The organism is Geotoga petraea (assembly GCF_900102615.1).
Classification (GTDB): Bacteria; Thermotogota; Thermotogae; order Petrotogales; family Petrotogaceae; genus Geotoga; species Geotoga petraea.
On sequence record NZ_FMYV01000002.1, the window covers coordinates 135,253 to 147,874 of the forward strand.

At 31.3% G+C, this 12,622-nt stretch carries 12 protein-coding genes; 11 read left to right on the forward strand and 1 reads right to left on the reverse strand.

Translation table 11 applies throughout. The features are described 5' to 3' along the window. Position 1: 1 nt before the first annotated feature. The 11 genes from BLS00_RS02965 to BLS00_RS03015 all read left to right on the forward strand — a co-directional run bounded on the left by BLS00_RS02965 (position 2) and on the right by BLS00_RS03015 (position 11,747). Complete coding sequence (locus tag BLS00_RS02965) at positions 2–751, forward strand: PfkB family carbohydrate kinase (RefSeq protein WP_091402684.1); 750 nt, start codon at positions 2–4, stop codon at positions 749–751. Between the two features lie 227 nt (positions 752–978). Continuing rightward, complete coding sequence (locus tag BLS00_RS02970; RefSeq protein WP_240724334.1) at positions 979–1,992, forward strand: 3-oxoacyl-ACP synthase; 1,014 nt, start codon at positions 979–981, stop codon at positions 1,990–1,992. A 32-nt stretch (positions 1,993–2,024) separates the two neighbouring features. After that, positions 2,025–2,765: a beta-ketoacyl-ACP reductase gene (locus BLS00_RS02975; RefSeq protein ID WP_091402687.1), complete on the forward strand. Its 741-nt coding sequence runs from the start codon at positions 2,025–2,027 to the stop codon at positions 2,763–2,765. A gap of 20 nt (positions 2,766–2,785) precedes the next feature. Continuing rightward, complete coding sequence (locus BLS00_RS02980) at positions 2,786–4,102, forward strand: acetyl-CoA hydrolase/transferase family protein (RefSeq protein ID WP_091402689.1); 1,317 nt, start codon at positions 2,786–2,788, stop codon at positions 4,100–4,102. Positions 4,103–4,115: 13 nt separating this feature from the next. Continuing rightward, positions 4,116–5,324, forward strand: a complete 1,209-nt coding sequence (locus BLS00_RS02985) for an acetyl-CoA C-acetyltransferase (RefSeq protein WP_091402691.1) — start codon at positions 4,116–4,118, stop codon at positions 5,322–5,324. Positions 5,325–5,336: 12 nt separating this feature from the next. Continuing rightward, entirely contained in the window at positions 5,337–6,506 is a 1,170-nt protein-coding gene (locus BLS00_RS02990; RefSeq protein ID WP_091402692.1) for an ABC transporter substrate-binding protein, read from the forward strand. 60 nt (positions 6,507–6,566) lie between these two features. Next, positions 6,567–7,322, forward strand: coding sequence for an ABC transporter ATP-binding protein (locus BLS00_RS02995; RefSeq protein WP_091402694.1), 756 nt, complete (start codon positions 6,567–6,569; stop codon positions 7,320–7,322). Further along, a complete protein-coding gene (locus BLS00_RS03000) occupies positions 7,315–8,007 on the forward strand; it encodes an ABC transporter ATP-binding protein (RefSeq protein WP_091402696.1) in 693 nt (230 codons plus the stop codon). Before BLS00_RS02995 ends, BLS00_RS03000 begins: the two co-directional genes overlap by 8 nt. A gap of 10 nt (positions 8,008–8,017) precedes the next feature. Beyond that, positions 8,018–8,899, forward strand: a complete 882-nt coding sequence (locus tag BLS00_RS03005) for a branched-chain amino acid ABC transporter permease (RefSeq protein ID WP_091402698.1) — start codon at positions 8,018–8,020, stop codon at positions 8,897–8,899. A gap of 2 nt (positions 8,900–8,901) precedes the next feature. Next, positions 8,902–10,608: an alpha/beta fold hydrolase gene (locus BLS00_RS03010; protein WP_091402699.1), complete on the forward strand. Its 1,707-nt coding sequence runs from the start codon at positions 8,902–8,904 to the stop codon at positions 10,606–10,608. A 14-nt stretch (positions 10,609–10,622) separates the two neighbouring features. Then, positions 10,623–11,747, forward strand: a complete 1,125-nt coding sequence (locus BLS00_RS03015) for a TetR/AcrR family transcriptional regulator (RefSeq protein WP_091402701.1) — start codon at positions 10,623–10,625, stop codon at positions 11,745–11,747. Positions 11,748–11,794: 47 nt separating this feature from the next. Here the strand turns inward: BLS00_RS03015 and BLS00_RS03020 are convergent, their stop codons facing one another. Further along, positions 11,795–12,583, reverse strand: coding sequence for an alpha/beta fold hydrolase (locus tag BLS00_RS03020; protein WP_375338210.1), 789 nt, complete (start codon positions 12,581–12,583; stop codon positions 11,795–11,797). Between the last annotated feature and the right edge of the window lie 39 nt (positions 12,584–12,622).

Below are 12,622 nucleotides of genomic sequence, written 5' to 3' on the forward strand. Positions count from 1 at the left end.
AATGATAGACGTTTACGGAGGTATATTTTTAGATATTTATGTAAATGGAGAAAAACCTCACGAAAAAAACATTGACATTTTTCCCGGAGGATCAGGATTCAATATCGCATTGGGATTATCTATATTGAATAATGATGTTAGATTTATTGGCAATATAGGTAATGATTTATTTAAAACAAAAATAAATGAAGAATTTGAGAAAAATAATATAAATATCGATTATCTGAAAATAAATGATGGGAAATCGGACGTTTTTATAAGTGAGAATGAAAAACCATTTGCTGTACAAAGAAAAAATAATGATTTAGAGATTGATATTCCAAAAAAATTATCCGAATATGCTTTTGTCAACTCAGAGATAAATCCTAAATCTTTGAACAGAATATTAGAATTAGATTATAGAATAATTTTTATAGATACTGGGCCAAGACATTTTTTATTAAATGAATATTATAAAAAGAAAAACCACTTTCTTATATCTAATTCTAACAATAATAATATAACCCATGAAAAATGTGATCTTTTAAAAATGGATTTAAAAGGATTCTGTTATAATAATAAATTTTATTCCAGTAATGGGAAAGAACTAACTTATAAATTTGGTACTGGTGATTTATTAGATGTTTTGGTAATTGATTCATTAATAAAGAATAATCTTAGTCACGAAAAACTAATGTCTTTTACAAAAATAATTGAAAATACTAACAAAATTAAAGGTGCGTTTAATAAAATATTATTATTAACCAAATAGAGATGGTAAACCATCTCTATTTTTTATGAGAAATATAATGAGAACCGAATTATTTCAAAAATGCTTAATCTTTAATTTTATTAATCTATTTAATAATAATTAAAGTTCATTATCTCTAAACCATTAAAAATCGCTCTTGAAAAATATATTAAAATATATTAAAATGAGAAGTGATTCAGAATATAATTTGTTCTTTTATTTAGATTAATTAAAGAGGTGATTTTAAAGTGAACGTTGGAATAATGGGAATGGGAATTTATATTCCAGATAATTATATTACATCAGATGAAATTGCTGAAAAAACTGGTATACCAGAATGGGTTATAAGAGAAAAATTTGGAGTTACAAAAAAACCTATTCCTGGTCAAAAAGATACAACAAGTTATATGGGAATTCAAGCAGCAAAAGAAGCCATTGAAGATGCTGGAATCAATCCTGAAGAAATCGACATAGTAATTTGGAATGGAGCACAGCATAAAGACTATCCTTGTTGGTTAGCGAGTTTGAAAGTTGCCGATGAAATAGGTGCAAAAAATGCTTGGGGTTTTGACATGGAAGCAATGTGTGGATCTATGATGGCTGGTATGGAGACAGCAAAATCACTATTATTGGGAAATAAAAAGTATAAAACTGCTTTATTAGTTAGTGGTTATAGAAATGGAGATTTAATAGATTACAATGTACCAGAAACATCTTTTATGTTTGATCTTGGAGCTGGCGGTGCAGCTATGGTTCTTAAAAAAGATTATAATAAGAACGTAATTTTAGGGACTGCATTTAAAGGAGACGGTGATTTTTCTGAAGATTGTGTGGTACCAGTTGGAGGAACAAAAAATTGGCCAATGAAGCCTGAAGATACAGACAAAATGCATTTTGTTATAGATGATGTTGACTCTTTTAAACAAAAACTTGGTGAAAGAACAATGCCTAACTTCTACTCTGTAATCAGAGAAGCTTTGGCAGAATCTGATAAAACCGATAAAGATATCGACTATTTAGCTATTTTGCATTTCAAAAAATCTTCTCATGATGCAGTTGTTAAAGAATTTAACCTAAATGAAGATCAAACTACTTATCTTCAAAATTATGGTCATATTGGACAGAACGATCAAATTTTATCATTGAAAATAGCACTTGAAGAAGGAAGACTTCATGATGGAGATAATGTAGTAATGGTTGGAGCAGGAATAGGTTTTGTTTGGGCTGCAGCTCATGTTCATTGGGGAGAATATAAAGGTTAATTAAAAATTAAAATACATTAGGAGGCATAATCATGAATAGAATGAAAGGTAAAGTTTGTGTAGTTACAGGTGGAGCAAGAGGAATTGGTTTATCAATAGTGACTAAAATGGCAAATGAAGAGGCTAAAGTAGTTTATGCAATTGATATGAATGGAGAAGCTTTAAAAGAAGTGGAGAAAGAATTTTCTAATGTAAAAGGATATGTTCTTGATGTTACTGATAGAAATTCAATTAAAGAATTTGTAGAAAATGTTAAAAATGAATATGGAAAAATAGATGTGTTGGTAAATAATGCAGGAGTTACAAGAGATGCATTGATTCAAAAAATGTCGGAAGAAGATTGGGATTTTGTTTTAAACGTTAATCTTAAAGGTGTTTTCAACATGACTCAAGCCATTGCACCAATAATGATTGAAAATGGTGAAGGGAACATTGTTAATATTTCTTCTATAGTTGGAGAAAGAGGAAATATTGGACAAACAAATTACGCAGCAACAAAAGGCGGAGTTATTTCAATGACATATACTTGGGCTAAAGAATTTGCAAGAAAAGGTGCAAATGTTAGAGTAAATGCTGTAGCTCCTGGATTTATAAAAACTCCTATGACAGAAAAAATGCCTGAAAAAGTATTAGACGCTATTACTAAAAAAGTAACTTTAGGTAGAATGGGAGAATCATCAGAAGTAGCAGATGCAGTATTTTTCTTAGCTTCAGATGAAGCGTCATATATTACAGGCCATGTATTAAGCGTAAACGGAGGAACAATATTATAAGAATTGCGAGGGGATAATGTATGTGGAAAAACGTATATAACGAAAAATTAGAGTCAATTGAAGAAGCAATATTATCACTACCAAAAACAGTTACTGTAGTCGTAGGGTTAGCAGCTTCAGAAGCACAAGGCTTTTTAAGTAATGTTCATAAATATAAAGACCATTTTGATTCATTAAGAGTTTTAACATGTTTAGATATGAAAGAATATCCTTTTTTCGAAAATAAAGAGTACGAAGGAAAGATGGTTAATCACTCATGGTTTTTTAGCCCTCCAACAAGGAAAGCAAGGGAAAATGGGCTTAAAACAGTAGACTATATTCCAAATAATCTTCACATGGCTGGAACAGATAAATTAGTTGCCGAGAAGAATGAAGGCAGAACATTGGTTTTTTGGGGAACTGTTTCACCAATGCATGAAGATAATGGTTTTTTCAGTTTAGGAATTTCTAATGTTTATGAAATGGAAGTTTTTGAACAAGCCGATAGAGTTATACTTGAGGTTAATGATCAAATGCCTTTTCTCCATGGTGAAACAGGAATACACATAAACCAAGCAGATGCTGTAGTTGAAAACAGTTGGGAAGTTCCTACACTACCTGCTGTGGAACCGACAGAAACAGAAGAAACAATTGCTCAATACATTGCTGATTTAGTTGAAGATGGTTCTACTATTCAAATTGGTATAGGTGGTATACCTAATGCTGTTGCAAAACTTTTGGACAATAAAAAAGATCTTGGAGTTCATACAGAAATGTTTACAGAATCTATGATAGATCTCTTTGAATGCGGAGCAATTAACAACACCAAAAAGACTCTTTGGAGAGGTAAATCAGTTTGCGCTTTTGCTTTAGGTTCTAAGAGAATGTACAAGTGGTTAAATGATAATCCGGGTGTATGGTTTATGAAAGGTCATTATGTTAATGATCCTTATGTAATAGCTCAAAATGATAACATGATTTCAATAAATACTGCTATTTCTGTTGATTTACAAGGACAAGTAGTTAGTGAAGCAATAGGGGCTAGACAATTTTCTGGAACTGGTGGACAACTTGACACGCATAGAGGAGCTATAAAAAGTAAAAATGGAAAAGGTATAATTGCTCTAAGATCAACAGCTAAAAATGGAAAAATTTCTACAATCACCGTTGCTCACCCAAAAGGTGCTACAATATCAGTGCCAAGACATGACGTAGACTATGTAGTAACAGAATTTGGGGTAGCACATTTAAGAGGTAAAAGTTTATCTGAAAGAGTTAAATTATTGATTAGCATTGCTCATCCGAATTACAGAGAACAATTGAAACGAGAAGCAAAGGAAATTGGTTACATATTATAAAGGAGGAATTGCTTTGAGAAAAGTATACATAGTTGCCGCCAAAAGAACTGCTATAGGAACATTTGGTGGAACACTAAAAAATGAACCAGCCACAAAATTAGGGGCTCATGTTGTAAAAACAATTTTAGAAGAAGCTAATGTAAAACCAGAATATGTAGATAAAACAATAGTTGGAAATGTTTTACAAGCAGGCCAAGGAATGGGGCCAGGAAGGCAAGTAGCTTTATATGCTGGAATTCCAGAAAGCAAACCAGCTTATGCAGTAAACATGCTTTGCGGAAGTGGGATGAAATCTGTAATGATTGGAGCTACAGATATTAAAGTAGGAGATGCAGAAATAGTAGTTGCTGCAGGAATGGAGAGCATGTCTCAAGCTCCACTGTTAATCGATGCTAAAAATAGATTTGGAAGTAAATTTGGAAATCAAAAAATATATGACCATATGATTTTAGACGGATTAACAGATGTATTTAACAACTACCATATGGGTGTGACTGCTGAAAACATTGCTGAAAAACATGGTATAACCAGAGAAGAACAAGATGAGTTTGCAGTTAATTCTCAAAATAGAGCCCAAAAATCTATTGAAGAAGGAAGATTTAAAAACGAAATAATTCCTTATGAAATAAAAACAAGAAAAGGTACAATTGTTTTTGATACTGATGAACATCCAAGATTCAATGCAACAGTTGAAGGTTTAGGGAAATTAAGACCAGCATTTAAAAAAGATGGCTCTGTTACAGCTGGTAACGCTTCTGGTATAAATGATGGGGCAAGTGGTATAATATTAGCATCAGAAGATGCTGTTGAAAAATACAATTTAAAACCTATAGCTGAGTTAATTGCGTATGATGAAGCTGGTGTAGATCCTGCATACATGGGATTAGGGCCAGTACCAGCAATTAAAAATGTTCTAAGTAAAAACAATATTTCTATAGATGATATAGAATTAATAGAGTTAAACGAAGCTTTTGCTTCACAATCACTGGGAGTCATCAAAGAGCTTGGTGATGAATACGGAAAATCAAAAGATTGGTTTATAGAAAGAACTAATGTAAATGGAGGAGCTATTGCATTAGGGCATCCAATCGGAGCTTCTGGAAATAGAATTATAGTAACTTTATTGCACGAAATGAAGAAACAAGGAAAAGAAATTGGATTGGCTTCTCTCTGTATCGGGGGAGGCATGGGTACTGCAGTTGTAGTACGTAATATAAAATAAAGGGGTGATCTTATGAAAAAAGTATTAACACTTTTGGTAGCTTTACTTATGGTAGTAGGGCTTTTTGCCGAAGTTGGAGTAACAGATGACGAAATATTGATAGGTTCTTTCCAAGCTTTGTCTGGCCCTATTTCTTCTATTGGACAACCAATGACAAAAGGTATGCAAGCATACTTTGATTGGGTAAACGACAATGGAGGAGTAAATGGAAGAAAAATTAACTTGTTAGTTGCAGATGACCAATTTAATCCAGCAAAAACAACAGTTGAAGTAAAAAGATTAGTAGAAAGCGATAAAGTATTTTCTATTGTTGGTGGCTTAGGAACTCCAGGTGTATTAGCTGTTATGGATTACTTGAATTCAAATAAAGTTCCGTTTGTTTATCAAGGTTCAGGTACATCATTATTGAGTTTTCCACCAAAAGAATTCGTTTTCCCAGTACAACCAAACTACACAGTAGAAGGAAACATCGTTGCCAACTATTTTGCTGACGTTGGTTACACAAAGATTGCAATTGTTTACAGAAATGCTGATGATGGTAAAGAATTCAGAGAAGCTGCACAAGAATTATTAGAATCAAGAGGGATAAAAGCAACATACATTCCTATTAATCCTTCAGCAGAAGATTTCTCTGCAGAAGTAACAAGATTGTTAACAAATAGACCTGAAGCAATTGGAGTTATGCTTTATGGAACACAAGCTCCTAACTTCATAAAACAAGCAAAACAATATGGTTTAAGAGATGTTGAATACGTTACTTCTTATGCTAATGCAAGTGTAACTTTCATTGATATGTTAGGAAATGCCGCTGAAGGTGTTAGATCAATGGCATGGGTTGATGTAGACTTTACTGATCCTGAAACACCAGCATTAAAAATTTATGGTGAATACAACAATGGAGAAATCCCTAATGCATACGCTGTTGCTGGTTTAATCGCTGCTGAAACATTTACAGAAGCAGTAAGAAGAGCTGGAGACAACTTAACTAGAGAATCATTGGTAAATGCATTAGAAACCTTCGATGATTGGCAAGGAGATATTGCTTCTGGAATAACTTATTACGACTTTGAAGGGTCAAACAAAGATATCTCAAGAATTGGTAAAGATTCTATGTACATACTGGAAGTTAAAGACGGTGTATTTGAGAGATTTACTGATTGGCTTTACTACATGGAATATTAACAATATTTAAATAATGCGGGGAATAAATTTCCCCGCTTTTTTAAAGGGGTGTAATAATAGATGTTAGAAGTTAAAAATGTTACGGTATCCTTTGGTGGTTTAATAGCTGTAAAAGATATGACAATGAATGTGAAAAAAGGAATTATTCATTCGCTTATAGGACCCAATGGAGCGGGTAAAACAACTCTGTTTAACGTAATTACAAGAGTTATCCAACCTGTTAAGGGAAGTGTGTCATATGAAGAAAATTCTCTTATGGATTTAAGGCCAGAACAAATTATATATAAAGGAATTAGTAGAACATTCCAAAATCTTCAGTTGTTTAGCGGAATGAACGTTTATGATAATATCTTGTCCGGATATATACATAATTATGACAAAAATATATTTTACCTTTTTTCAAAAAATAGATCACATTTTGAATCAGAAGCTAGAGAAAGAATACTGGAAATTTCTGAGTTATTACAAATAAAGAATAGGTTGAGTTCTTATCCAGCATCGTTATCTTATGGAATTTTAAAAAGAGTAGAAATAGCTAGAGCTATAGTATCCAATCCAAAATTATTGTTGTTTGATGAGCCTGCTGCAGGGCTTAATCATAACGAGACTTCTGAAATAAGAGATATTATGAGACTTTTAAAAAATCAAGGAAAAACAATTTTGTTGGTTGAACATGATATGAATTTGGTTATGAAAATTTCAGATAGAATTACTGTAATGAGTTTCGGAGAAAAAATTGCTGAAGGAACTCCTGAAGAGGTTGGAAATAATGAAGAAGTAATAAAAGTTTATTTGGGGGAGAGTGAAAATGCTTAAAGTAGAGAATTTAAAAGTAAATTACGGACACGTTAGCGCTGTGAAAGATATTTCCTTTAAAATAGATAAAGGTGAAATTGTTAGCATTCTTGGTGCTAATGGAGCTGGAAAAACATCTACTCTTTTTGGCACTATGGGAATAGTAAAATCTACATCAAAAATAAATTTTCAAGGAGAAGATTTGAGTAAGGCTTCTACTGAAGAAAAAGTAAAAAAAGGGCTTGTTTTAGCTCCTGAAGACAGAAGAGTTTTTCCTCAATTATCGGTAGAAGAGAATTTAAAATTGGGAAGTTTTGCCAGAGGTAATGAGAAAGAAAACTTTGAAAAGGTTTATGACCTATTTCCAGTTTTAAAAGAAAGAAAGAGACAACAAGCTGGTTCGTTATCTGGAGGAGAACAACAAATGCTTGCAGTTGGAAGGGCGTTAATGAGCTCTCCAGAGATTTTGATGTTAGACGAACCTTCTTTGGGATTAGCTCCTCTAATAACTGACGAGATATTTGATGTTTTAGTTCAGTTAAAGGAAACAGGAGTTGGAATTTTACTTGTTGAACAAAATGCTTTAAGATCACTAAAAATAAGTGATAGAGCATATATATTAGAGATTGGAAGAATAGCAATTCAAGGTGATGCTAAAGATTTATTGAATGATGAATCAGTTAAAAAAGCGTATTTAGGAATATAGGGGTGATTTGATGGCATTTATACAAAATGTATTATTAGGAATACCTCAGGGTGCTCTTTATGGATTGATGGCTTTTGGTATTGCTTTAATATTTAAAACAGTGTTTGTAATGAATTTTGCCCATGGATCATCTGGTATGATGGCAGCATTTTTCGCATTTTCAGTATATTCATGGACACAAAATTTGTTCATAGCAATAATTGGAGCTTTAATATTTGGATTTATCTTAGCTCAATTAATAGAAAGATTTTTAATGAGACCAGTTAAACATCTTTCTCATGCTGCTATGATCATAATAACTCTCGGTTTGTTGATGATTTTCGAAGGTCTTTCCATAATAATTTGGGGAACTGATTACCAACAATTTCCGCAAATTGCAGAAGGTGCCCCATTTCTAATGAATTTAGGAGATAATTTATTAGTTTTACCTCTAAACGATTTGGTTAATATGGTAATTGCCTTATCAGTTACTGTTGCATTGGCATTGTTCCTTAAATTTACTAAGTTAGGAACAGCTATAAGAGCGAGATCACAGGATGAAGTTGGAGCTTCTGTAGTTGGTATTAATATAAATAAAGTAGATGCATTAGTTTGGGGAATTGGTATTTCATTAGCAGCATTGGTTGCTGTTTTAGCTGCACCTAGAACTTATGTTCATCCACAGATGATGACTAATTATCAACTATATGGTTTCACAGCAGGTGTATTAGGTGGTTTTTATAACCTATTTGGTGCTATTGCTGGTGGACTTTTGCTTGGTATTATGGAAAAATTAGTTGGATATTACATATCACCAGACTATCAATTATCTATTATCCTAATATTAATTATAGTAGTGCTTGTTGTTAAGCCTACAGGCCTCTTTGGATCTAAATTTGAAGGGAGAGTCTGAGTATGAAAAAATCAATACTTTTATTAATAGCTGGACTTTTATTGGGAGTAGTATTTATAAATCAATCATTTTTCTTGATGATATTATCTACAGTGTTAGTATGGGGTATAGCTTCAATGGGATTAAATATATTGATGGGTTATACTGGTCAGATATCTATAGGTCATGCTGCATTTATGGCCATAGGAGCTTATACAACGTCTTATTTATCAATAAACTTTGGTACACCTTTTATTTTAAACTTAATTATAGCTATAGTTCTTTCTGCTGTCCTTGGTGTAATAATATCATTACCAGCCTTAAGACTGAAAGGTTTTTATTTGGCTATAGCTACAATGGCTTTTGGTATAACAGTAGAGCAATTAATAGCTTCTTTTGATATTTTTGGAGGTCATATAGGGCTTAGAAATATTCCTGATATTCTGCCAAATGATTTTTGGATGTATATATTAAATTTAGCTTTTTATGTAGTTCTTTCTTTTATAGCAACAAAATTAATAAAGTCTCCGAATGGTATTTCATACCAAATGATTAGAGATAGTGAATATGCATCAAGATCTTTTGGTAAGAGAATTTCTTTTGTTAAACTCGAAGCTTTTGTTGTTTCAGCGGTTTATGGAGGAATTGCAGGTACTTTATACGCGCATACAATTGGTTATATAGGTCCAAGTGATTTTGGATTAAATGCTTCTCTTAATATTTTAGCAATGATTGTTATTGGCGGCTTAGCTTCTGTTGATGGTGGATTAGTTGGTGCTGTTATAATAACAGGTATGCCTTTCTTATTCTCAAGAACTGATATACCTATGTCCATAATTTTTGGTTCATTGTTAATTATATTTGTTTTGTTCTTCCCAAGAGGATTAATATATGGAATAATGATGGGATATTACAAATACTTTGAAAGACCGTTTGTAGCTCTAAGCAGAATTTTGTGGAAGAGAAAGTCTTTTCCAACTGGAAAAGTTAATGTTAAAGGTAAAGATCTTTACTATAATGTTAAAGGAGAAGGCGAACCTGTTATAATGATACATGGGAACTATGGATCGCATAGATGGTTTGATAAAGTAAATGATTTAGAAGGATATAAGACTTACGCCTTAGATCTTCCTAATTTTGGGCATTCAGATAGAATAGAAGAAATAAACATCGATACTTACGCAGAATATGTTAAAGAATTTATGGAAAAATTAAATATTGAGAGTGCTTATATAGTTGCTCATTCCTTAGGAGGAGCTGTTGCTCAATCACTCGCATATAATAATCCAGATATGGTTAAAAAATTAGTTTTAGTTGATTCAGCACCTATTGATGGGTTAAATACTCCTGAAGAAAACTATAACGGATTGCAATTACTAAAAACGAGTAAAACACTTTTAAAAACATCCTTAAAATCTATTATGCCCACAGCTGAAGACAGAAAAATGCTGAATATATTAACAAATGAAGGCTTATTAATGAATCCAAAATGTTTTACAGAAAATGCAAGGGCATTAGAATCGTATGATTATTCTGATTTAGCTAAAAAATTTAAAAATCCTGTGCTATTCTTTGTTGGTAAAAAAGATTTATTAATAACAAGGGACATGGCAGAAAAAACATTAGAAGTTCTAAATGGCGAATTAAAATATTTTGACCATGTAGGGCATTCAATAATAATAGAAGATCCAGAATTATTTAAAAAGGAATTAACTAGTTTTTTAGCTTAAAAGGAGCCATTTAAATGTCAAAGAGAAGAACTAAGACTTTAGAAAAGTTGATAGATACCTCGAGAGATTTATTTTCCTCAAAATGGTTTGAAACTGTATCAGTAGCTGAAATTTGTAGAGAAGCAGGAGTGTCTAATGGAGTTTTTTATAGATATTTTAAAAATAAAAAAGGAATTTTCGAATATCAACTAAATGAATTAATAAAATTTTTTGATAGAGAATTTAATTCAATAAGAGGTGTTACTATAGAAGATAGATTGAATAAATTCTTAGATATTGTAATTGAAAGTTCTTTAAAGTATAAAAAGCAAATTACCATCTATAGAGAAGCTCAGTATAGATTTCCTGAATATGAAAAAAGATTGAGAAGAATCTACATAACAGGCATTTCAAGAATTTTTAATAGGGATATTTCAGAAGCAGAATATTTATATATTGCTGGTGCAGCCAGATTTATTAATATTAGAAACCTTTTTAATGGAAAAGAATATCAGAAAGAACAATTAAAAGATATAATATTGAATGGAATATTTTATAATGATGAGGTAAATTTTGAAAGCGTTTTTAATAAAGAATTAGTAAATGTAGATAAAAAAGAGAGAGACGATACAAGAAACAGATTATTGAACTCTGGAATTCAGTTGTTTGGAAGTAAGGGTTATTATAATGTCAATATTTACGATATAGTTAAAGAAGCTGGATATGCAATTGGAACATTTTATATTTACTTTAATTCAAAAGAAGAATTTTTATCCACTATAGTTAAAAAAATTAGTAAATTAACGAGAAGATTCATTACTAAAAATTCAGAATTTTCTAAAAATCGACTTGAAAGAGAGTTAAGAGGTATCTATCTATTTTTGAAGTTTTTCTCTGAAAACAAGAATTACTATGAAATTGTAAGAGAAGCAGAATTTGTGGTAAATAAAGACGTTAGAGATTATTATGAAAGTTTTGAAAAAGGTTATTTGAAAAATTTGGTAAATATAAAATATGATGCTGATATTCTTGTATCAAATATTTTGATGGGTATATCTCATTACATGGGTATTGAAAAATTTTTCTTACAAAAAATAGATGATGAAAAAATGATTATTAAAGAACTTAAAATATATATGACAAATGGAATTAAAAAATAAATAAAAAATTAAAGGCGGATAATTTTTAAATTATCCGCCTTTTAATATTACAAAAAATCATTTATTATTTCCATGAAATCGTTAAGTTTTTCGAAAAATAGTGCATGTCCAGTTCCGTTTAATTTTATCAAAGTGGAGTTCTCAATTTTTTCATGCATTTCCATCATATGACTGTGAGGAGTTAAGATATCTTCTTCACCAGATATAAAAAGAACTTCTTTATCGATCTTGGATATTTTATCTCTAACATCATAATCGGCGTTTGAACATGCTAACCTATATAATCCATCAAACCATGGTTTTGTTAGGGTCTCTTTAAACATTTTTCTTCGATTTAAAAGCCATTCCAAATTAGTATCATAAAAAGGTCTTGAATAAATAAAGGGAAGAGCTAAATCAAAAAATTTTTCACCATCATACGATCTAGCTGCAATTTTCCAAACTTCTCCAACTGCTTGAAGATAGTTATCAATATAGTCAGTTGCATTTGGTAAAATCATCCTATTTACTCTTTCAGGATATTTTAAAACAAATAACAAAGCTACTTGTGAGCCATAAGAAACACCTAATAAATTTACTTTATCAATTTTCAAATAATCCAAGAGTTTCTTTAAATCTTCTACATGAACATCAATAGTATATCCTTCTTCTAACCTTGCGGATTGCCCTTGATCTCTCATATCATACGTGATAATTTGGTATCCTTCTTTAAATTTAGGGACATGATCTTTCCAGCTTAAAGCACTCATCATGATACCGTTCAAAAGAATCAATGGTTCTCCTTCACCGTGAACTTCATAATGCATTCCAAGATCTTCAAAAATCAACTGAATCACCTCTCATTGTATTCTATATTAATTATAACACTTTTTTTG

What these genes read in the sequence shown, in the direction of transcription:
- BLS00_RS02965 (WP_091402684.1), top strand. Translation starts at nt 2, where the DNA reads ATGATAGACGTTTACGGAGGTATATTTTTAGATATTTATGTAAATGGA.
- BLS00_RS02975 (WP_091402687.1), top strand. Translation starts at nt 2,025, where the DNA reads ATGAATAGAATGAAAGGTAAAGTTTGTGTAGTTACAGGTGGAGCAAGA.
- BLS00_RS02980 (WP_091402689.1), top strand. Translation starts at nt 2,786, where the DNA reads ATGTGGAAAAACGTATATAACGAAAAATTAGAGTCAATTGAAGAAGCA.
- BLS00_RS02990 (WP_091402692.1), top strand. Translation starts at nt 5,337, where the DNA reads ATGAAAAAAGTATTAACACTTTTGGTAGCTTTACTTATGGTAGTAGGG.
- BLS00_RS02995 (WP_091402694.1), top strand. Translation starts at nt 6,567, where the DNA reads ATGTTAGAAGTTAAAAATGTTACGGTATCCTTTGGTGGTTTAATAGCT.
- BLS00_RS03000 (WP_091402696.1), top strand. Translation starts at nt 7,315, where the DNA reads ATGCTTAAAGTAGAGAATTTAAAAGTAAATTACGGACACGTTAGCGCT.
- BLS00_RS03005 (WP_091402698.1), top strand. Translation starts at nt 8,018, where the DNA reads ATGGCATTTATACAAAATGTATTATTAGGAATACCTCAGGGTGCTCTT.
- BLS00_RS03010 (WP_091402699.1), top strand. Translation starts at nt 8,902, where the DNA reads ATGAAAAAATCAATACTTTTATTAATAGCTGGACTTTTATTGGGAGTA.
- BLS00_RS03015 (WP_091402701.1), top strand. Translation starts at nt 10,623, where the DNA reads ATGTCAAAGAGAAGAACTAAGACTTTAGAAAAGTTGATAGATACCTCG.